Source organism: Arthrobacter sp. 05N33_2 (assembly GCF_056397425.1).
On record NZ_JBFTNJ010000007.1, the window covers coordinates 52718 to 73216 of the forward strand.

The 20499-nt window shown below is 67.2% G+C and carries 22 protein-coding genes; 13 read left to right on the forward strand and 9 right to left on the reverse strand.

Going from position 1 to position 20499, the window contains the following annotated elements; genetic code table 11:
• Positions 1-52: 52 nt before the first annotated feature.
• The gene (locus tag AC1DHX_RS06500; protein ID WP_476859935.1) at positions 53-1135 is read right to left on the reverse strand and encodes a LacI family DNA-binding transcriptional regulator; all 1083 of its coding nucleotides are present in this window, start codon (positions 1133-1135) and stop codon (positions 53-55) included.
• A gap of 205 nt (positions 1136-1340) precedes the next feature.
• Here AC1DHX_RS06500 and AC1DHX_RS06505 point away from each other — a divergent pair, with 205 nt between their 5' ends.
• From AC1DHX_RS06505 to AC1DHX_RS06525, 5 genes are all read left to right on the forward strand, one after another.
• Positions 1341-2186, forward strand: a complete 846-nt coding sequence (locus AC1DHX_RS06505; RefSeq protein WP_223913949.1) for an ABC transporter substrate-binding protein — start codon at positions 1341-1343, stop codon at positions 2184-2186.
• 142 nt (positions 2187-2328) lie between these two features.
• Positions 2329-3117 carry an amino acid ABC transporter permease gene (locus tag AC1DHX_RS06510; protein WP_018775513.1) on the forward strand — a complete coding sequence of 263 codons (789 nt, stop codon included), beginning with the start codon at positions 2329-2331 and terminating at the stop codon, positions 3115-3117.
• A complete protein-coding gene (locus AC1DHX_RS06515; RefSeq protein ID WP_290370353.1) occupies positions 3114-3920 on the forward strand; it encodes an amino acid ABC transporter ATP-binding protein in 807 nt (268 codons plus the stop codon). Before AC1DHX_RS06510 ends, AC1DHX_RS06515 begins: the two co-directional genes overlap by 4 nt.
• Positions 3920-4975: a Gfo/Idh/MocA family protein gene (locus tag AC1DHX_RS06520; protein ID WP_476859934.1), complete on the forward strand. Its 1056-nt coding sequence runs from the start codon at positions 3920-3922 to the stop codon at positions 4973-4975. Before AC1DHX_RS06515 ends, AC1DHX_RS06520 begins: the two co-directional genes overlap by 1 nt.
• 68 nt (positions 4976-5043) lie before the next feature.
• Positions 5044-6165, forward strand: coding sequence for an NAD(P)/FAD-dependent oxidoreductase (locus AC1DHX_RS06525; RefSeq protein WP_476859933.1), 1122 nt, complete (start codon positions 5044-5046; stop codon positions 6163-6165).
• Positions 6166-6306: 141 nt separating this feature from the next.
• Here the strand turns inward: AC1DHX_RS06525 and AC1DHX_RS06530 are convergent, their stop codons facing one another.
• Positions 6307-6891, reverse strand: a complete 585-nt coding sequence (locus AC1DHX_RS06530; protein ID WP_476859932.1) for a hypothetical protein — start codon at positions 6889-6891, stop codon at positions 6307-6309.
• Positions 6892-7154: 263 nt separating this feature from the next.
• On the opposite strand from AC1DHX_RS06530, the gene AC1DHX_RS06535 reads away from it, so the two are divergent.
• The 5 genes from AC1DHX_RS06535 (at position 7155) to AC1DHX_RS06555 (ending at position 10800) form a co-directional block, all read left to right on the forward strand.
• On the forward strand, positions 7155-7565 hold the full coding sequence (locus AC1DHX_RS06535) for a TOBE domain-containing protein (RefSeq protein ID WP_476859931.1): 411 nt from the start codon (positions 7155-7157) through the stop codon (positions 7563-7565).
• Positions 7562-8380 carry a molybdate ABC transporter substrate-binding protein gene (gene modA / locus AC1DHX_RS06540; protein ID WP_476859930.1) on the forward strand — a complete coding sequence of 273 codons (819 nt, stop codon included), beginning with the start codon at positions 7562-7564 and terminating at the stop codon, positions 8378-8380. Before AC1DHX_RS06535 ends, modA begins: the two co-directional genes overlap by 4 nt.
• Before the next feature lie 5 nt (positions 8381-8385).
• Complete coding sequence (locus tag AC1DHX_RS06545; RefSeq protein WP_028275168.1) at positions 8386-9207, forward strand: ABC transporter permease; 822 nt, start codon at positions 8386-8388, stop codon at positions 9205-9207.
• Complete coding sequence (locus AC1DHX_RS06550; protein ID WP_476899914.1) at positions 9204-10253, forward strand: sulfate/molybdate ABC transporter ATP-binding protein; 1050 nt, start codon at positions 9204-9206, stop codon at positions 10251-10253. The genes AC1DHX_RS06545 and AC1DHX_RS06550 overlap by 4 nt, the downstream gene beginning before the upstream one ends.
• A gap of 85 nt (positions 10254-10338) precedes the next feature.
• Positions 10339-10800 (forward strand): SRPBCC domain-containing protein, encoded by a 462-nt coding sequence (locus AC1DHX_RS06555; RefSeq protein ID WP_476899915.1) that lies wholly within the window; start codon positions 10339-10341, stop codon positions 10798-10800.
• Positions 10801-10834: 34 nt separating this feature from the next.
• On the opposite strand, the gene AC1DHX_RS06560 is transcribed toward AC1DHX_RS06555, so the two are convergent.
• The 6 genes from AC1DHX_RS06560 to AC1DHX_RS06585 all read right to left on the reverse strand — a co-directional run bounded on the left by AC1DHX_RS06560 (position 10835) and on the right by AC1DHX_RS06585 (position 17677).
• The gene (locus tag AC1DHX_RS06560) at positions 10835-11995 is read right to left on the reverse strand and encodes a glycerate kinase (protein WP_476859927.1); all 1161 of its coding nucleotides are present in this window, start codon (positions 11993-11995) and stop codon (positions 10835-10837) included.
• Between the two features lies 1 nt (position 11996).
• Positions 11997-13472 (reverse strand): C4-dicarboxylate transporter DctA, encoded by a 1476-nt coding sequence (gene dctA, locus AC1DHX_RS06565; RefSeq protein WP_476859926.1) that lies wholly within the window; start codon positions 13470-13472, stop codon positions 11997-11999.
• 184 nt (positions 13473-13656) lie between these two features.
• Positions 13657-14754: a tartrate dehydrogenase gene (locus AC1DHX_RS06570; RefSeq protein WP_476899916.1), complete on the reverse strand. Its 1098-nt coding sequence runs from the start codon at positions 14752-14754 to the stop codon at positions 13657-13659.
• Between the two features lie 116 nt (positions 14755-14870).
• Positions 14871-15803 carry a LysR family transcriptional regulator gene (locus AC1DHX_RS06575; protein ID WP_476859924.1) on the reverse strand — a complete coding sequence of 311 codons (933 nt, stop codon included), beginning with the start codon at positions 15801-15803 and terminating at the stop codon, positions 14871-14873.
• 167 nt (positions 15804-15970) lie between these two features.
• Complete coding sequence (locus tag AC1DHX_RS06580) at positions 15971-16543, reverse strand: MOSC domain-containing protein (protein WP_476859923.1); 573 nt, start codon at positions 16541-16543, stop codon at positions 15971-15973.
• A 120-nt stretch (positions 16544-16663) separates the two neighbouring features.
• The gene (locus AC1DHX_RS06585) at positions 16664-17677 is read right to left on the reverse strand and encodes a medium chain dehydrogenase/reductase family protein (RefSeq protein WP_476859922.1); all 1014 of its coding nucleotides are present in this window, start codon (positions 17675-17677) and stop codon (positions 16664-16666) included.
• Positions 17678-17800: 123 nt separating this feature from the next.
• Between AC1DHX_RS06585 and AC1DHX_RS06590 the strand changes: the two genes are divergently transcribed.
• From AC1DHX_RS06590 to AC1DHX_RS06600, 3 genes are all read left to right on the forward strand, one after another.
• Positions 17801-18220 (forward strand): ArsR/SmtB family transcription factor, encoded by a 420-nt coding sequence (locus tag AC1DHX_RS06590; RefSeq protein ID WP_476859921.1) that lies wholly within the window; start codon positions 17801-17803, stop codon positions 18218-18220.
• A gap of 18 nt (positions 18221-18238) precedes the next feature.
• Positions 18239-18736, forward strand: a complete 498-nt coding sequence (locus AC1DHX_RS06595; protein WP_230009669.1) for an SRPBCC family protein — start codon at positions 18239-18241, stop codon at positions 18734-18736.
• A gap of 89 nt (positions 18737-18825) precedes the next feature.
• A complete protein-coding gene (locus AC1DHX_RS06600) occupies positions 18826-19614 on the forward strand; it encodes an alpha/beta fold hydrolase (protein WP_230009667.1) in 789 nt (262 codons plus the stop codon).
• A gap of 7 nt (positions 19615-19621) precedes the next feature.
• On the opposite strand, the gene AC1DHX_RS06605 is transcribed toward AC1DHX_RS06600, so the two are convergent.
• Entirely contained in the window at positions 19622-20386 is a 765-nt protein-coding gene (locus AC1DHX_RS06605) for a TetR/AcrR family transcriptional regulator (protein ID WP_476859920.1), read from the reverse strand.
• Positions 20387-20499 lie beyond the last annotated feature (113 nt).

The window sequence follows — 20499 nt, forward strand, 5'->3', positions numbered from 1 at the left end:
GAACTAAGCCCTGTCCTTTGGGTCGAGGCGCCCAATGGCGCCCGCAAGCGGACTAAGTGTGCTCGCGGGCCGCCCGCGGGGCCGCGACCGAGCCGCGGCGGATCAGTGCGGCCGTGAATGTCGGTGCGGCCGCCGGTGCCTTGCGGCCTTCGATCTGCCGGATCAGGGCTGACGCGGCCGCTACGCCCATGTCGTAGACAGGCTGGGCGATAACCGTGAGCGGGGGCGTGGTCAGGCGCGTCCAGGCGAAGTCGTCATACATGAGGAAGGAGACATCACCCGGAATGGAGAGGCCGAGCTCGTGGATCGCTTCCACCACGCTGAGGCCGATCAGCCCGTCGGAGGCGATGATCGCCGTCGCCGGGTCAGGGCGCTGCACCAGCTCGCGGGTGATCTTCTTGATGGACTCGTCGTCGCCGGCGTTGAGGCGGATCAGATCGACGGGCAGGTCCAGCCCCGCCTCCTCGAATGCGCGTTTCATGCCGTCGCGCCGGTCCGAGATCTGGGACGAGTCCAGCTGCATGCCGTCGTGGTACGGCCCGGCTGTTTTCAGCGTGGAGACGAAGGCGATCCTCCGGTGGCCGGACTTGAGCAAATAGCTGGTGGATTCATGGGAGATGTCCTCCATGTCCACCGCCACGGTGTCGACGTCGAGCCCTGGCGCCTTGCGGTCCAAAAGGACCAGCGGACGGCCGGATTCGTAAACGCGCCGTAAATGTTGCGTTTCCACGGAAGACGCGGGTGCCACGATCAGGCCGTCAACGCGCTTGTCGAGGAGCACCCTGACGGCGTCGATTTCCGCCTCGGTATCCTCGTCCGTATTGATCAGGATGACATTGAATCCACTCCGCTTGGCGGTATCCGTAATGCCCCGCGTGGCCAGGCCGAAATGGGGGTTTTCGATGTCGCCGACCACCACCCCGATGGTGTGCGATTTCCCGGTGTTCATGCTGCGGGCGAGCTCGTTGGGCCGGTACTCCAGTTCCTCGGCGGCAGCCAGCACCCGCTCACGCACGTCGTCGCTCACGGCCCCGTAGTTGCCCAGGGCGCGGGCGGCCTGGGCCTTGGAAACCTGGGCTGCTTTGGCGACGTCGGCGACAGTGACATCGCGGCGCCGGGAAGCATCACTATTCATTACGGCCTTTCGTAGCGGACCCTTGACGCCTGATGTGGCTTCGATTACATTTCTAGCAATCGATGTGAGTCCGGTCTCAATCCTAGGGACTGAGACCGGACTCAGCAAGACTTCCATCGATAAAGTGCCACTCCACGGGGCCCACTGCCTGCCTGCCCCGCTGCTCACCCCCACGATTGGAAACGCTGTGAACACAGGAAACAAAATGCGCCCCGGGGCGCTCATCGCCGCTGCTGTTGCCGCGGTCCTGGCACTCTCCGGCTGCGGAGGCAGCTCATCCGCCTCGTCCTCGCCGGCGGACAACCCCTACGGCCTGATTGAAGCCGGCACCATCCGCGTTGCCAGCCTGGGTGATTCGAAGCCCTATACCTTTGCCGACGCCCAGGGTAACTTCACCGGCTTCGACGTCGAGCTCTTCAAAGACGTCGCCCACCGCGCCGGAGTGGACAAGGTCGTCTTCACCGGACAGGACTTCTCCGGGCTGCTCGCGGCCGTCTCCAACGGCCAGTTCGACGCCGGCGTTGCGGCGATCGGCATCACTGACAAGCGCAAACAAACCGTCGACTTCTCCGATGGCTACCTGGCCGGCTACTTGACCGTCATCACCACGAAAACCTCGGGCATCACCGGCGCCGACGGCCTCGGCGGAAAGCGTCTCGGCGTCGTGCAGGGAACGCTGCAGGAGGCTTACGCGGTCAAGAACTTCACCTCCGCGAGCCTGGTGCGCTTCCCGGACAACAACACCGCGATCGCCGCCGTCAACAGTGGATCCGTTGATGCACACTTCCTGGACTACGAGGCCGCCAAGGCCTATGAAACGCAGTACGGGCTGATCAGCGCCGCGGACATCCCGTCCTTCGACGCTCCCGCCGGCTTCGCCGTGGCCAAGGGCAAGACCGCTTTCAAGGACGCCCTCAATAAGGGCCTTGCCGCAGCCATGGAGGACGGCACCTGGAAGAAGCTCTACCAGAAGTGGTTCCCGGGCTCCCCGATGCCCGAGCAGTACCTGCCGAAAGCTGAGCAGACGGCAACGCCTGCGCCGAGCAAGTAAACGGCCCAGCAAGTAAGCGGCCGGCAACCAACAGGCACCGAACCATCGGCACGTCGGCACATAGCCCGGCTGCCACCTGACCGGGCGGGCCGCACTGCGCGGCCCGCCGGGTTCCACAAGCTATCTACGTCTGAGAGCAACCATGGACTGGTTAAGCACCATCACCCGCACCTTCTTCGACTTCGGCGCAATGGCCGAGGTCCTGCCCCAGCTTCTGGGAGTCGGTCTCCTCAATACCCTCATCATCTCCGTTGCGGCGACCATCATCGGCGTTGCCCTCGGCATGGTCGTCGCCGTGATGGGGATATCTCCCTCGCGGTGGCTTCGGGTTCCGGCCCGGATTTACACGGACCTCTTCCGCGGACTCCCCGCCATCCTGACCATCCTGCTGATCGGCCAGGGTTTCGCCCGCTTCAGCCAATCGATCTTCGGTCCCTCGCCCTACCCCCTGGGGATCATCGCCCTGAGCCTGATCGCCAGCGCCTACATCGGGGAGATCTTCCGCGCCGGTATCCAGAGCGTGGACAAAGGCCAGGGTGAGGCCTGCCGCGCGCTGGGCATGAGCTACGCGAAGTCCATGGCCCTGGTGGTGGTTCCGCAAGGAGTCCGCCGGGTCCTGCCAGCGCTGGTGAACCAGTTCATCGCGATCGTCAAGGACTCCTCGCTGGTTTATTTCCTGGGCCTGCTGGTCACGGAACGCGAGCTCTTCCGCGTGGGCCAGGACGCCGCCGTGCTTTCCGGCAACCTCTCGCCCCTGGTCATGGCCGGCATCTTCTACCTGCTGATCACGGTTCCGCTGACCCATCTGGTCAATTACTTCGATAACCGCTTCCGCACCGGCCGACGCCGCCCCGCCGCACCCAGCAGCGGTCTCAAGGAAGTCAAAGAACTCGCCGCGGCTTCACCGCTGACCACCGGGAGCAACACATGAGCCTCGCCAGCAACACCGCAAGCAGCACCAACACCGCCAGCAATGCCAAAGAATCAGTCCCGGACATCGAGACGTTCCACGGCTCCAGCCTGGAACTGCAGAACCTGACCATGGCCTACGGCGACGTCGAGGTGCTCCGCAATGTCAGCCTCAACGTCGCCCCGGGCACCACCACCTGCATCATCGGGCCCTCYGGCTCCGGCAAATCCACTCTCTTGCGCGGCGTCAACCGGCTTCACGAACCCAAGAGCGGGGACGTGCTCCTGGCCGGCGAGAGCGCCCTGCAGGTCAAACCGGACCTCCTGCGCAGCCGCATCGGCATGGTGTTCCAGCACTTCAACCTCTTCCCGGACCACACCGCCCTCGAGAACGTGGCGCTGGCCCTCTGGAGCGTCAAGGGCATGCCCAAGGCCGAAGCCAGGGAACGCGCCCGGCGCCGCCTAGCCGAGGTCGGTCTTGCCGAACGCGCCGACCACCGCCCCCGCGACCTCTCCGGCGGACAGCAGCAGCGCGTCGCGATTGCCCGAGCCCTGGCCATGGAACCGGAAGTCATGCTCTTCGACGAGGCCACCAGCGCCCTGGACCCGGAACTGGTCAAGGGCGTGCTGAACCTCATGGCAGGCCTGGGCCGCCGCGGCATGACCATGCTGGTGGTCACGCACGAGATGGGTTTTGCCCGCAAAGTCGCCGACCAGGTTGTCTTCATGGACGAAGGCGAGGTCGTCGAGTCCGGCACGCCCGCCGACCTCTTCGACAACCCGCAAAGCGAACGCCTCCAGCGATTCCTCTCGGAAGTGCTCTGATGGAGACCCTGAAGGGAAGCACCGCGGCAGCACCCATCCGCACCGCCGTCGTGGGGTTCGGCATCTCGGGCAAAGTCTTCCACGCACCGCTGATCGCGGCGGATGCCAACTACTCGCTGGACGTGATCGTCACGGCGGATCAGGACCGCGCCTCGGAGGCGGCAAGGCTCTACCCGGACACCCGGATCGTCCCGACGCCGGAGGACCTGTTTGCGCTGTCCGGTGACCTCGATCTGGTGGTCCTCGGAACGCCACCGCTGACCCACTTCGACCTCGCCGCAACGGCCATCGCCCATGGCCTCCACGTGGTGGTGGACAAACCGTTCGTCACCACGCCGGGCCAGGGGCAGGAGCTCATCTCCCGGGCGGCCGACGCCGGCGTGCAGCTCACGGTATTTCAGAACCGGCGCTGGGACGCCGATTTCCTGACGCTTCAGAAGCTTATCGGGGAAGGAGCGCTGGGCGAGGTCCGCAGCTTCGAGTCGCGCTTCGAATGGTGGCGGCCGGAGGGCTTCGGAAACTGGCGGGACACCGCCGCCGTGCCCGATGGCGGCGGCATCCTCAACGACCTCGGTGCCCACCTGATCGACCAGGCCATCCAGCTCTTTGGCCCGGTGACCGAAAGCTACGGCGAAACGGCGAACCGCGGCCCGGATCCGGCCGGTGCCGACACCGAGGCCTTCGTGTCCCTGCTCCACGAATCCGGGGTCCGCTCACGGTTGTGGATGAACGGCATGACGGCGCAGGTCGGCCCACGCTTCCACGTCCTGGGCTCCCAGTCCGGCTACACGAAGTGGGGCCTGGACGGCCAGGAACCGGCCCTCGCGGCCGGAACGATACCCACGGAGCCGGGCTACGGCGTCGAACCCCAAACCCATTGGGGGACCGTGGGTGTCGACGGAGACCTGCGGCCAGTCGCATCTGAACCCGGCGCCTATCCGCTGTTCTATGCAGAGCTCGCGACTGCCCTCCGTGGCAAGGGCCCACTTCCCGTCGACCCCGAAGAGTCCCTCGACGTCCTGAGCGTCATCCAAAATATCCGCGCCTTCGCATAGCCCGCACACCGGCTCCCAGTGCCCCTCACGGACACCCCAGATACCTCTACTTTAGGAAAGGCAGACCCATGTCCTCCACGCCCTCAACCAAGCGCATCGCCATCATCGGCGGCGGCATCCTCGGCGTCTCCACGGCCGTCCACCTGCTCCGCGACGGCGCCTCCGTCATCCTCCTGACCGAACACGGCCTCGCCAGCGAGGCCACCGGCCGCTCGCTCTCCTGGCTGAACTCCGCCGGAGAACGGTCCACACCGTACCACCAGCTCCGGGTCGCCGGCGTGGACCGCTACCGCACGCTCTTCGCCGCGGACCCCGGCCGGGACTGGCTGCAGTTCGGCGGTGGCCTCATGTGGAATCCCGCCGGCCAGGAAGCCGCCACGGAAGCCCGCCACCGCTACGAGAAATCCATCGGCTATGACTCGAAGCTTCTGACGCCCGGACGGGTTTCTTCAGCCACCCCCGGCATCGATCCGGCCGAAGTTCCGGAGAACGCCATCTTCAATCCCGGTGAGGGCTGGGTCAGCCTGCCCGATCTGGTGGACTTCCTGATGGAGGAGTTCCACGCCTTGGGCGGTGAACTCGTACTCAACGCCGGCAAGGTGTCCGTGACGGTCGACGGCGGCCGGGCCACCGGCGTCGAGACGGCCGCAGGCGAAACCCACGAGTCAGACGCTGTCCTCGTGGCATGCGGTGCCGCAACTCCCGCCGTCGTCGCCTCCCTCGGCGTCGAGATCCCCAACGGATCCCCGGTCTCCATGCTGGTGCTGACCAAACCCGTCGAGCACGAGCTGAAGGCCGTGCTGAACACCCCCCGGGCCGCCGTCCGGCCCAACCCCGGAAACACCCTTGCCCTGGACCACGACTGGTATGAAGGGCACATCGCCGAACACGCCGACGGCTCCTTCAGCATCCCCGATGACGTGGTCCAGGAACTCGCCGATGAAGCATCCAAGCTCATCGGCGGCAACCCCGACCTCAAACCGGCCTCCTGGAAGATCGGCTACAAGCCCATCCCGGGCGACGGCGAACCGGTCCTCGGCGAACTCGGCCAGGTGCCCGGCTGCTTCGTGGCCTTCACACACTCGGGGGCCACGCTGGGCCTCATCGCAGGAGAACTTCTCGCGGGTGAGATCATGACCGGCACGAAGCACCCGATGCTGGCCACCTTCCGGCCGGGACGCTTCTCCTAGCCAGAGCCACCGAGACTGCCAGGCAGGCAGGGACGGCGTTCACCGGCCCTGCCTGCCTAAGGCCCGTCCTGCTCCTGCGCCGGCGGGGCCGCCTTTGGGGCCAGATCCATGGTTGTCGGGCGCTTGGGGCGGGGCTTCGGGCTACGGACTGGGGGAGGGGCTGGGGGACCCGGTCCCGGATGGAGCGGTGGTGTTCCCGGGCAGCGTGGGTGACGGGCTGCCGGAGGCGGTCCCGGATCCGGGCGTCGCGGGCATGTACGACTGGTATTCGGGCAGCGTGGAGTCGAGGACCGGAAGCTGCAGCTCGGCCGACTTACCTGTGGAGTCCTCGCTCACCCGGACCGTGACCAGGGACCCGGGGGATCCCGTGGTGGGGTCCAGCATCATGGCCGGAGGCTGGGCCAAAGACGTTTCGCCGTTGGCCTTGACCGGAATCGATACCGTCGATCCGGAAGCGCCGGAGATGGTGACAACCGCGTCTTTGGCGGACGTGTTGAATACGGTGCCCATGATCCGTCCGGGCTGGTCCGCTCCGTGGGAGAGGATGAGCATGTCCGCCAGCTTCATCGGACCGACCACGGTGTTGATCCCGTTGGTCGCCGGCGTGATCTTCGTGGTTTCCGCGGGGTTGTCGGAGGAGCAGCCGGTTCCGGTCAGCAGCAGCACCCCCAACGTGAGGGCGGCGATCGCAGATCTGAATCCTGCCAGCAGGGTGGTGGGTGCCACGGCCGGCTCCTCTCGGCAGAAGCTGTCCGGTCACCTCCGATTATCGTCCCGGGCGGCGGGAAAATCGACCCGCCGTCGCTCCTGGTGGCCACCCAGCGGGCGGCGCCCGGCGGCGGCGCCACCGGCCGGCCTGAAATGCGCCTTGAGTTCGAGGATCCCGGGGGCCGGACCCGGCTGCGCCTCGGATGACCCCAAACGAGGATTCTTTACTGATTTGCGGATCAGTTTCCCCATAATTTCCGCAAATAGGTGATTATGGAGGTATGCCGAAAATCCGCATTTCCGAAGCAGCACGATTTCTCGGGGTCAGTGACGACACCGTCCGGCGCTGGACCGAGAATGGGATACTGACCCCGGTCAAGGATGACTCCGGCCGGCTGGCCGTGGACGGCCTGGAACTTGCCCACCTGGCCCGCGACCAGGCACAGCTTCCCGATGACCCCACCAAGATAGGCCGCTCCGCCCGCAACCGGTTCGTCGGCCTGGTCACGGGCATCACCGCTGACAAAGTCATGGCACAGGTTGAGGTGCAGTGCGGGCCCTTCCGCGTCGTGTCCCTGATGAGCAGCGAAGCCGTCCGGGAACTGGGCCTGGAACTTGGATCCGTGGCGACCGCCGTGGTCAAAGCCACCACCGTCATCATCGAAACGCCCCACGGAAAGAGCCTCATATGAGGACCGCCCGCAAGCACGTCCCCGCACTGCTGGCGGCCGGCGCCCTGGCCGCGGGCCTGGCCGGCTGTGCCGCCGGCACGCCCGGGGCAGCCGGAACCGCCTCCAACTCCAGCGCCGGGGCCAGTGAGACCCCCACGCTGTCCGGAGCGATCACCGTTTACGCCGCGGCCTCGCTGAAATCGACCTTCACCAAGCTGGCCAGCGACTTCGAGGCGAAGAACCCCGGCACCAAAATCACTTTGAACTTTGCCGGCTCCTCGGACCTGGTCACGCAGATCACCCAGGGCGCCCCGGCCGATGTCTTTGCCTCCGCCGACACCAAGAACATGACCAAGCTGACCGATGCGAAACTGATCGACGGCGCCCCGGCCAACTTCGCCACGAACGTCCTGGAGATCGCGGTTCCGCCGTCCAACCCGGCATCGATCAGCTCCTTCGCCGACCTCGCCAAGCCGGGCGTGAAGGTCGTGGTGTGCGCACCGCAGGTTCCCTGCGGCGCCGCGGCCGAGACCGTCGAAAAAGCCACCGGCACCACCCTGGCGCCGGTCAGCGAGGAATCGTCCGTCACGGATGTCCTGGGCAAGGTCACCTCGGGTGAGGCCGACGCCGGGCTGGTCTACGTTACGGACGTCAAGAACGCCGGAGACAAGGTCAGAGGCATCCCCTTCGCCGAGTCGGACCAGGCCGTAAATACCTACCCCATCGCCACGGTCGGCACGGGCAAGAACAAGGAGCTCGCCGCTGCCTTCATCGCAGCGGTCACCGGCAGCGAGGGCAAGCAGGTCTTGAGCGACGCCGGATTCGGCACCCCGTAAGCGGCATGCACAGGCGCAGCGGCACCGGGTACACAGGCATCCCGGCATGGATTTACGCCATCGCGGCAGCAGGGGCACTCTTCGTCCTGCTGCCGCTGGTGGCAATGGTCGCCAGGGTCAACTGGTCCGAGTTCATCCCGCTGATCACCTCCGAATCCTCACTCACCGCGCTCGGCCTGAGCCTGCGTACCTCCGCGGCGAGCACCGCCTCCTGCATCGTCCTCGGCGTGCCGCTCGCACTCATCCTGGCCCGAAGCCCGTTCCCGGGCCAGCGCCTGCTCCGGGCCTTCGTCCTGCTGCCGCTGGTCCTGCCTCCCGTGGTGGGAGGCATCGCCCTGCTCTACACCTTCGGCCGCCAGGGACTGCTGGGCAAGAGCCTGGAACTGGCCGGAATCCAGATCGCCTTCTCCACCACCGCGGTCGTCCTCGCCCAGACGTACGTTGCCCTGCCGTTCCTGGTGGTCAGCCTCGAAGGCGCCCTGCGCACCGCCGGCAACAAGTATGAGGCGGTCGCCGCGACCCTCGGCGCGCGCCCGGGCACGGTGCTGCGCCGGGTGACCATCCCGCTGGTGCTCCCCGGACTGGCCTCCGGCGCCGTTCTGTCCTTCGCCCGCAGCCTGGGCGAATTCGGTGCTACCCTGACCTTCGCCGGCAGCCTGCAGGGCGTCACCCGCACCCTGCCGCTGGAGATCTATCTGCAACGCGAAACCGACGCCGACGCCGCCGTCGCGCTCTCCCTCCTGCTGGTCGCCGTGGCGGTGGCCGTCGTCGGGCTCTCCTACCGGCGCCCGCGCCTTGGCGTGGCACCGGAAGGAGCACTCCGGTGACCTTTCAGCTGGACGCAACCCTTGCCGCGCGGGGCTTCGAGGTCTCCTTCAGCCTCGGACCGGCCGAGACAATCGCCATCCTCGGGCCCAACGGGGCCGGTAAATCGACGCTCCTCTCGATCATCTCCGGCCTGCTGCGCCCCGATGCCGGCAAAGCCACGATCGGCGAAAAAGTCCTGTTCGACCTGAGCGCGGACACCAACATCTGGCGCGCCCCGCACACCCGGKGCACGGCGCTGCTGGCCCAGGAAGCCCTCCTGTTTCCGCACCTCAGCGCACTGGACAACGTCGCGTTCGGGCCACGCAGCGCCGGCGCCTCCAGCGCCGCGGCCCGCGAAACGGCCATGCACTGGCTCAGTGAAGTCGACGCCGACTCCCTCGCCTCCCGGCGCCCCGGACAGCTCTCCGGCGGACAGGCCCAGCGGGTGGCCGTGGCCCGCGCCCTCGCCGCCGACCCCGACCTGCTGCTCCTGGACGAGCCCATGGCCGCGCTCGACATCCATGCCGCCCCGCTGCTCCGCCGGCTCCTCAAGCGCGTCCTCGCCGGCCGCCGGGCCATCATCATCACCCACGACATCCTCGACGCCCTCATGCTGGCCGACCGGGTGATCGTCCTCGAGGACGGCCGGATCACCGAACAGGGCCCCACCCGCGAAGTCCTGGAAAAACCGCGCAGCCGGTTCGCCGCCGGGCTGGCCGGGCTGAACCTGGTGGCGGGGACTGTCAGCGACGCCGGGGTGACCACCGCCCAGGGCATGGTCGTCGCGGGCTACCGGGACGAGACCATCGAACCCGGGCAGGACGGAGTAGCGGTCTTTCCGCCCTCGGCGGTATCGGTGTTCCTCACCGAAGAGCACGGCAGCCCGCGAAACTCATTCCAAGTGATCATCACGGACCTGGAGCCCCACGGCGATCAGATCCGTGTCCGTGCCGGTCGGCTCTCCGCCGACATCACCCCGGCCGCGTCAGCCGACCTCGGCCTCATCCCCGGAATGAGCGTCTACTTCGTCATCAAGGCCGCCGCCATCGCGATCTACCCGGCCTAGGGAGCTTCCGCACGTTCCGCCCGGCGGAGTAGTCTCGGTGCCGGGCGCTGCCGGCGCCGAGCGACTCCGCGAGGAAAGGAAGGCTATGCCTGGAATGTATGTGGCGACCTCGACCATCACCATCGGGGCGCCCGCGAGCCGCGTATGGTCCGTGATCACCGATCCCGATGCCGCCAAGGAGTTCATGTTCGGCACCGAACTCGTGACCGACTGGACGGTAGGCGGACCCATCCTGTGGCGGGGCACCTGGGACGGCAAGGAGTACGAGGACAGGGGCAGCATCCTCGAGTTTGAACCCGGACGGCGGCTTGTTGTCACGCACTTCAGCCCGTTGAGCGGCCAGGCGGATGCGCCGGAGAACTACCACAYGCTGACCTGGACGCTCGAGGACCAGACCGGTGCCACGCAACTGACGCTCGCCCAGGACAACAACGCCAGTGCCGAGGACGCCGACCACTCCAAGGGCATGTGGGACAGCCTGGTAACGAGCGTGAAGGCGATCGCCGAGCGGGAAGAGTCAGGGCGGGAAGAGCCAGGGCGCGATTAGGCAGTAGGACCGCGGGGCCAGATTCCGCTACTGCCTACAGCAGGCTTGCCGCGATGTCCCTCCCGATCCTCTGCAGCAGGGCGGCGGAAAGTCCGGGGTCTTTGGCGGAGTCCTGGTCGGTGTACTCGGCCAGGGTGTAGACCCGGGTGAGCGCCAGTTCGGACCACCTTTCCCGGGGGAGGAGGGAACGGCCGGCCACCGCGATGATCGGGCGGGTTCCTGACCTCCGGGCGACGGCGGCGGGAAGCTTGCCGGCGAGGGTCTGTTCGTCGATGCTGCCTTCGCCGGTGATGACGACGTCGCAACTGTCCCTGCGGTTGTTGAAATCGAGCAGGTCCAGGAAGTAGTCGGCGCCCGAGACCTGCTTGGCGCCCAGCAGCAGGCAGGCGAAGCCGATCCCGCCGGCGCTTCCGGCGCCCTCGCGCTGCGCAAGTTCGGCGGCGTCCTCAAACCCGGCGTCCGTCAACGTGGCGACGAGGTGCGCCAGCCCGTGCTCCAGTGCCGCAACGTCCTGCGGTCCGGCGCCCTTTTGGGGTCCGAAGACCGCCGGCGCGCCGCCGGGCCCGAGCAGTGGATTGTGGACGTCGCTGGCGACCACGAGTTCCGTGCTGTCCAGTTCGGGGAACCTGGTCCGGCGGATGGTGTGGATCTGCGCCAGTGACTCTCCGCTGCCGTGGAGCTGCCGGCTGCGGGCGTCGTGGAAGCCGTAGCCCAGGGCGGTGAGCATTCCCATGCCGCCGTCGGTGCTGGCACTTCCGCCCAGCGCCAGGACGATCCTGACCGGGTTGAGACTGAGGGCGAACAGGATCGCTTCCCCAAAGCCCCGGCTGGAGGCCGCCAAGGGTTCCAGCTGGCCCGCCGGCAGGAGCGCCAGGCCGCAGGTGTTGGCGACCTCGACGACGGCGGTGGTGCCGTCGAACGCGATGCCGGCCGGGACGGGCTGGCCGGTGGGCCCGGTGACAGTGTGGCGGTGCCGGGTGAAGCCGGCGGCGACGGCGGCGTCCACACTGCCGTCCCCGCCGTCGGCCAGGGGAAGCAGCTCGCAGTGGACCGCTCCGGCCCCGCCGGTGGAGCCGGCTCCGGCGCGGAGCCCTGCGGCCAGGGCGTCGGCCACCTCGCCGGCCGTGAGGCTGCCTTTGAACTTGTCCGGTGCGATGAGGGTCCGCACGGTTTTCGGGGCGGTGGTGTTGAACATGTCAGATGGTTTCCGAGTAGGCGGGGCGGCGGGTGTCGTTGGCCGTCGAATCGGCATCGGCGGCTTCTGTGCGCTCCGGGTGGTTGTCCGGGTGCGTGTGGTGGCCGTATTCGATCAGGTCATCGTCGATGTCGCCGTAGCCGTCCGGGAGGACCGGATCCTCGCTGGGCAGCGGCTCAACAGTTTCGCCGTTGAAGACGCGGCGGACGCGGTCCGCGTCCAGGGTGCGGTCCCACCAGGCGATGAACAAGGTGGCGACGGCATTCCCGGTGAAGTTCACCAGGGCCCGGCACTCGGACATGAACTTGTCGATGCCGAAGATAAGCATGATGCCGGCGGCAGGGATGGTGCCGAGCGTGGCCAGGGTGGCGGTCAGGGCGATGAAGCCGCCGCCGGCGACGCCTGCCGCGCCCTTGGAGGTGAGCAGCATGACCGCGATGAGGCCCAGTTGCTGGCCGATGGTCAGGTTCGTGTTGGTTGCCTGGGCGATGTAGACGGCGGCCAGCGAAAGGTAGATGGCGGCGCCGTCGAGGTTGAAGCTGTAGCCCGTGGGGACCACGAGCCCGACCGTTTCCTTCTTCACACCGGCGTGCTCGAGCTTGCGCATCAGGCCCGGGAGGGCCGGTTCGGCAGTGGAGGTGCCCAGAATGAGCAGGTACTCCTCTTTGAGGTGGCGGATCATCTTGAAGATGTTCAGCTTCAGGAAGGCCATGACGGAGCCGAGGACCACGACGACGAAGAGGATCGAGGTGGCGTAGAAGAGGGCGATCAGCCCGCCCATGCTGGAGAGGGAAGAGACGCCGTACTTGCCGACGGCGAAGGCCATCGCGCCGAACGCGCCCAGCGGGGCGGCCTTCATGATGAAGCCCAGGATTTTGAACATGACCCCGGTGAGGCGCTGGACACCGTCCAGGACGGGCGCCCCGACCTTGCCCATGGCGTTCAGCGCAACGCCGAAGATCACGGCGATGAAGATGATCTGGAGGATGTCGCCTTCCACGAAGGGCGCGACGACGCTGGTGGGGATGATGTGGGTCAGGAACTGCCACCATTCCTGGTGGGCGCCGGCGTCGATGAGTTTGGCCGCGGAGTCCGTCGTCTTGATCGCGCTGGCGTCTGCGTTGACGCCTTCGCCGAGGCGGAAGATGTTGATGGCGACCAGGCCAAAGAGCAGGGCAAAGATCGTGCCGATCTGGAAATACGTCAAGGCCTTCAGCCCGGTCATGCCGACCTTCTTCAGATCCGCGACGCTGGCGATGCCGCCGACGATGGTCAGGAACACGATCGGGCCGATCAGCATTCTCATGGCGTTGACGAAGGTGGTGCCGATCGGTTCCATGGCGATGCCCGCGGCCGGGGCCAGCCAGCCCACCAGAATGCCGAGGACGATGCCGGTCAATACCCAGAAGTACAGCTGCCGGTACCAGCGTTTCTTGGGGGCCGGGATATCCGTGCCCGCGGTGGTGATGTGTCCCATGATTCCTACCTCATTGTGGAATGTCTCTGGAGATGCTTTAAGTGTGGGGGTTTGCACGGGGCGGGTGCCAGTTCGGCGCAGCCGCCCCGTGCAGTGTGTAGCGTTCGACGGCGGCCGCGCGGCCGGCGTCGTCCGTTTCAGTGCAGTCGTCCGTTTTGGTGCGCCGCAGCGGCAGACGGAAGCGCTAGACGGCCGCCAGCGTGCGGGCCAGGGCCCCGATGATGGCGTCGGTGACGTCCCCGGTGGTGGCGTCGCCGCCGACGTCGCGGGTCAGGTGGCCGGCGCCGGTTGCCTCTTCGATGGCGGCCTCGACGCGGCGGGCTTCCTCGTGCAGGCCGAAGTGGTCCAGCATCAGGGCTGCGCTGGCGATCGCGCCGATCGGGTTGCTGATGCCCTTGCCCGCGATGTCCGGGGCCGAGCCGTGCACCGGCTCGAACATGGACGGGAAGCGGCGCTCCGGGTTCAGGTTTGCGCTGGCCGCCAGGCCGAGGCTGCCGGCCAGGGCCGAGCCGAGGTCGGAGAGGATGTCGGCGTTCAGGTTGGAGGCGACGACGACGGAGAGGTCTTCCGGGTGCAGGATGAACTTGGCGCTCATCGCGTCGACAAGGACGCTCTCGGTGGCGACATCGGGGTAGTCCAGGGCAACACGCTGGAAGGTTTCGTCCCAGAGGACCATGCCGTACTGCTGGGCGTTGGACTTGGTGACGGAGGAGACCTTCTTCACCGTGCGGGTCCGGGCCAGATCGAACGCGAAGCGCATGATGYGCTCGCAGCCCTTCTCGGTGAACAGTGCGGTCTGCAGGGCGACCTCGTTGCCCGGACCGCGGCCGCTGAGGTTCCGCCCGCCGAGGCCGGCGTACTCGCCTTCGCTGTTTTCGCGGACCACAATCCAGTCGAGCTCGGTGGTGTCGGCCTTGCGCAGCGGGGACTGGACGCCCGGGAGGAACTTCACCGGACGGATGTTCGCCCACTGGTCAAAGTTCTGCGTGATATTCAGGCGCAGGCCCCAGAGGCTGATGTGGTCCGGGACGTTTTCCCAGCCGACAGCGCCGAAGTAGATGGCGTCGAAGTCCTTGAGGGTGTCCAGTCCGTCGGGGTCCATCATCTGGCCGGTCTTGGCGTAGTACTCGCAGCCCCATGGGAACTCGGTCCATTCGAAGGCGAACTTGCCGCCGGAATTCTGCGCCAGGGCGTCCAGGACCCGGCGTCCGGCGGAGACGACCTCTTTGCCGACTCCGTCTGCGGGGATTGAAGCGATGCTGAATGTCTGGGTGGCGCTCATGTGCCTACCTCCTCGTTGAGTGTGTTAGCAGCGTCACACTGCCTTCCTCTTCAAGTAGACGGGCCGGCACCACATGCCGTCCAAGACCAAGATCCGATCCGCTAGATAGGTTCAGCCTATTGATGATGCGCCGGGGGAGGCGTTTCTGTCCCTCCTTGCGGTTGCGGGGCCGCGTGCAGCCGCGCCACCGCCAGGAAGGACCGGGCTGCGGGGGTCAGGTCGTCCCTCCGGCTCAGAACGGCAACATCCAGGTAGGACACGGGTTCGATCAGCAGCGTCCGCAGCCCCGATTTGTGGGCCAGGGGCGCCCACGACGACGGCATCACGGCGTGGCCGACCCCGGCCAGGACCAACGGCAGGATCGAGGTCCGGTGGGCGACCTCGACGACGATTTCGGCGTCGATCCCCCGCGCCAGTGCGTCGTCCACAAGCCAGCGCATCAGCGAACCGCGCTGGCTCGCGACCAGACGGTGGCCGGCCAGCTCCTCGCGTTGGATCGTTGTTGCGGCGCCAAACGTATCGGACTGGGGATTGACGAGAAGGATCAGCGGCTGGCGATCGAGCTCCAACACCTCAACGCCGGGAACCTTGATGGGCGTGGGGGAGCCTGCCAGCCCGATCTCCGTGCTGCCGCTTCGGACAGACTCGATGACGTCCTCCGGGGTGAAGGCGGCGCTGACACTGAGCCTGACCAGGGGATGCGCCCGGGTGAAGGCGGCGATCATCGAGGACAGGGGCTCGATCCCRGGTGAGGGCATCGTGACGATGTCCAGCCGTCCGCTGCGCAACCCACGCACCGACTGCACCGCGGACTGCGCAGCATCGAGGTTGCGCATCACGAGCCGGGCCGGCCCGATCAGCTCCTTGCCCGCCTCGGTGAGCACCGCCCGCCGCCCGATCCGGTGGAAGAGCGGCACGCCCAGCTCCTTCTCGAGGGCGGCGATGGTCTGCGAGAGCGATGGCTGGGCGATGAGCAGGTGCTCCGCGGCCCGGCTGAACCCGTCGTGGTCAACAACAGCCAGAAAATACTTCAGCTTTCGGGTGTCCACCCTGGCTCCTTCACCGGTTTTGCGCTTGACGGTTGCCGTGCGGCCGCCTGATCGATGAGTCCGAGCCTATTTCCTGCCGACGATTCGGATGAGCATTTGTTCCACATCCGCGGCAAAGAACATGATCGCCGCTCGCCGTCGTCCGCAACGCTCGCGTCTCCGCCGCGCTACGGCAGCCGGGAGGGGCGCAGCAGCGTGGGGACGCCGGCCTGCCCGGGGTCGAGCGGGATGGGGCTGACCAGCACGGCCGGGCCGCGGCTCAGGAGGCCGGTCGAAAGCGGCTGGCAGCGCACGCCTCCCCGGCCGCGCATGGCGGCGTGCGCGCCGGGGGCAAGCATCCGGTCCATCCAGGCGCAGGGGTGGGCTGGCCGTCCGGCCCGGAGCCGGATCACGTTGCCCTTCGATTCGAGCGCGAACTCTTCGCCGAGCAGGGGAGCGAGGTGGGCGCCCTGGAGGACCACATTGCGCCGGGTCAGGAGCGGGTCGAAGGGGCCGGCTGCCAGTTCCTTAGCCATCGCCTCGAGGGCCTCGATTGAGAGGAGGGTGACGGCGGCGTCCATGTGCGCGGCCTTGCCGAAGAACCGGTCRCCGACGATGCCCTTGCCGGCCACCAGTTCCACTTGGTCCGCGTCCGTCGTGGGAACCTGCGCCGCACCATCGCGGGCGCGGCCGAAGTAGGCGTGCGCCGGCGAGACAAGGAGGTGCAGAATCTCGACGTCGTACCTGTAGCTTGCCGTCATGCCCTAAAACTATCCTCCCTCGCAGCGCCGGCGCGCCAAGTCGCCGGAAACGTGCGGACACGCCGTAACATTGCGGCGACCTCGCAGGCTTCCCGCGAACTCGGCGGCGACCATGCCGGATCAGGGTACGAGCACGATCTTCCCTTTCGACGCGGTGCTCGCCAGTAGCTCATGGGCGCGACGAACGTCCGAAAGCGGCAGGCGCTCGGCCACCACCGGGTGAATCTCGCCGCGGCGAAGCAACTCGAGCAGCGCGAAGAAGTCTGCCCTGAACCAGTCCTGGTGGTGGATGCGCAGCTTCTGGATCCGGTAGGACAACACTTTTCGACGGGGTGACAGCCAGCCCCAGAGGGCGACGCTCCCCGTTGCCGCGTACCAGGCGATCACGCCCGGCCAGTTCTTGCGCCCCTGCGCGATGGTGGCGTAGCGGCCAAACACGACGAGCCGACCGCCGGGCCGCAGCGCGCGGAAGGAGCGCAGCGACAACGGCCCACCGATCCCGTCGAGGGCAATGTCTACGCCGTCGCCGGTGAGCCCGCGCACCCGGGCCAGGAAATCCTCGTTCTGATAGTCGATCGCCACCGCGCCCAGCCGCTCCACTGCGGCGCGGTCCCGGCCGGCGGCGGTCCCGTAGAGGCGGAGGCGGGCCAATGCTCCGAGCTCGAGGATGGCGGCCCCTACCCTGCCTGCCGCGCCGTGAACCAGAACACTCTCCCCGGGCTTCGCCTGAGCCGTCCGGTGCAGCAGCTGGTAAGCGGTCATGTAGGGGAAGACGAGGCTTACGACCTCGGCCGGGTCGAGGTCCTCAGGCACATCCACCGCGTATGCCTCTGGCACACAGACGCGCTCGGCGTTGGCGCCCCACACCGTCAGCGCGCCGATGCGGTCCCCGACCCGTACCCGCGAGCAACCGGGCCCGAGCTCATCAACGATGCCGACGAGCTCATAGCCGGGCGTGAAAGGCGGCTTCGGTCCGCCGAGGTAGGTGCCGGCGCGCAGCTGGGCATCGGTGAAAGAGACCCCCGAAGCCAGGACCCTGACGCGGACTTCGCCCGGGCCGGGCCGTGGATCGTCGACCTCCACCACCTGCAGGACCTCGGGGCCGCCGAAGCGGTCGATCACCACACGCTTCATGGGCTCACTCTACGCTCGGCACACGCTCCGCACACCGGCCTCTTGCCGCCCGGTCCTTGTCTCCACCGGCGTCGTTTCGTGGCCCATTGACACCCCCGAGCGGTCGGACTATCCTACAACCAAATGGTTGTAGATCAGCTCAGAACCCAGCTCAACGACGACGAACTCGACCGCCTTTTCCACGCGTTCGCCGACGCGACCCGCAGGGACATCGTGCGCCGGGTGACAGTGGGCGAGTACTCGGTCTCCGGGCTCGCCGCCCTCTACGCCATGAGTTTCGCGGCCGTCCAGAAGCATGTGGCGGTGCTGGAACGCGCTTCCCTTGTCTCGAAGGAGAAGCGGGGAAGGGAGCAGATCGTGCGGGCCAACCATGACGGCCTGCAGCGGGCCCGCCGCCTGCTGGACGACTATGAGGTCATTTGGCGCCAGCGCGCCGACCGGATTGCGGACCTGCTTGCCGAATCGGCCGCCCCGGAACCTGACGAGACGCAGGCAGGCGCCAGGCCAATCAAGAAATCGCAAGGCCAAGCTGAAGGAAACTGAAGGATAGGAGAGTTCGTCATGACGGTTGTCAGTTCAGTCAAGAATCTTGAGGCGCTGAGCCTCACCGTGGTCGCCGAGTTCGATGCCGGAGTGGGGCGCGTCTGGCAAATCTGGGAAGACCCGCGCCAGCTCGAGCGCTGGTGGGGGCCGCCCACGTGGCCGGCCACCTTCGAGAAGCACGAGTTCGTCCCGGGCGGCGAGGCCAGCTACTACATGACGGGACCCGAGGGGGAGAAGGCCCGCGGCTGGTGGCGGTTCGTGACCATCAACGCTCCGCACCGGCTGGAGTTCGATGATGGCTTCGCGGACGACAACGGCGACCCCGTGGCCGATATGGGAACGATCCACGGAGTTGTGACATTGGAGCCAATCGGCGACCGCACCCGAATGACCATCCTGTCCACCTTCGAGGCGGAGGAGCAGATGGAGAAGATCGTCGCCATGGGCATGGAAGAAGGCATGAGGGAGGCGCTGGGCCAGGTCGACGCGATCATCGCCGAGTCCGTCAACGCCTGACCTGCAACGCAACACGACGACGGCGGGAATCTCCCGCCGTCGTCCGCAAGGCCCTGTTCAGCCCGGTATTAGCGGCGGTAACATGCCATGTGACTTTCACCCACGGTTACGCGGCCAACGGCGACCTCCGCATGTACTACGAGGTCCACGGTCACCCGCGGGTCGGCGAGCCCCCGCTGTTGCTGATTCCCGGCGGAGGCTCGAGCATCGAGACCAATTTCGCCGGCCTCATCCCCGCGCTGCTGGCCGAGAGCCTGCAGGTGATCGCCGTCGAAGAGGAAGGCCACGGCCGGACCGCGGCTACCGCCCGGCCGCTCACCGCCGAAGGATCGGCAGGGGACATCAAGGCCGTGCTCGATGAGCTCAACGTGGACTCCGTGGACGTGCTCGGGTTCAGCGCCGGGGGCCACACCGCGCTCGCGCTGGCCATGAGGCATCCGTCCATGGTGCGGTGCCTGATTGCCGCCTCCACCTTCGCCAGCCGCGACGCTGTGGGCGATGAATTCTGGGAGGGGATGGAAAAGGCAACCCTCGATGACATGCCGGAGGTGTACCAGGACGCGGACCGCCGGCTGAACCCGGACCCCGGACACCTTGAGCGGATGTTCGAACTGGACCGCCAGCGGATCCTGAGCTTCCCCGGCTGGTCGGACGAGGACCTGCGCCGCATCACGGCCCGGACCCTGGTGCTGAGCGCCGACCGCGACGTCGTCAGTGCTGACCACGCCGTGCGGATGTCACGGGTCATTCCCGGGGCGCGCCTGATGATCGTGCCGGGTACCCACGGCGATTATTTGGGCGAGCTGGCCGCGAGCGGGGGCGACCTGCGGGCCATGCGGACCACTCTCCCGTACCTGCTGCGGTTCCTGGAGGAGTAGGGGCCGGTCAGGGCCTCGCCGGCGTCGAGGTCTGCGTCGAGGTCTGCGCCGGGCTGGTCTGTGCCGGACTGGAGGTCCAGTGCTGCCGGTGCAGCCGCTCGAAGCCGTCCAGGAGCAGATCGAGGGCGAACTCGAACTCGAACTGGTCATCGCACCCCTGGCCCACCACGGAGTCCTGGTGCGCGGAGGCGGTGGCGACCTTCAGGATGTTCGGATACCGCTCGGCCATCTCCTGGAACATGGCCGCCTGCGCCTCCGGCGGAAGGGTGGCCAGCCCTGCGGCGTTCCCGCCGGCGGAGTCGTCGAACAGCTCCTGGGTAAACCCCCACATGCGGCTGCCGAGGGCGTGCATGACGTGATGGGTCAGGTCCACGGAGAAGCCTCCGGCCAGGAACATGCCGATGAACGAGTCCATGTAGCCAAGGACCGCTGGAGTTTTATTCGTGCGCGATTCCAGCACTTGCCGGGCCCACGGATGCCGCAGCAGCGCCCCCCGCGCCGAGAGCACCCTCAGGCGCACGGCGTCCTTCCAGCCGGCATCGCGGACGGGAGGATCGATCTCGCTGACAAGGGCGTCCACCATGCCATCAAGGAGTTCCTCCTTGTTGGCCACGTGCTTGTAAAGCGCCATCGGCACGACGCCGAGTTCCTGCGCCAGCCGGCGCATGCTCAGCGCCTCGATCCCCACATGATCGGCCAGCACGACGGCGGCAGCCAGGACGCGGTCCCGACTCAACGGAATCCGGCGCGTTCGCTCCGCTTGCTGGGTCATCCGGCCACCCTTCCCTAACGGTTCCCTATTGACAAGTGTACGCCGTACACCTAACGTGGCCGCATCAGGTGTACGCCGTACACCGCGCATCGCATGTACCGCCGCCGCCAGCC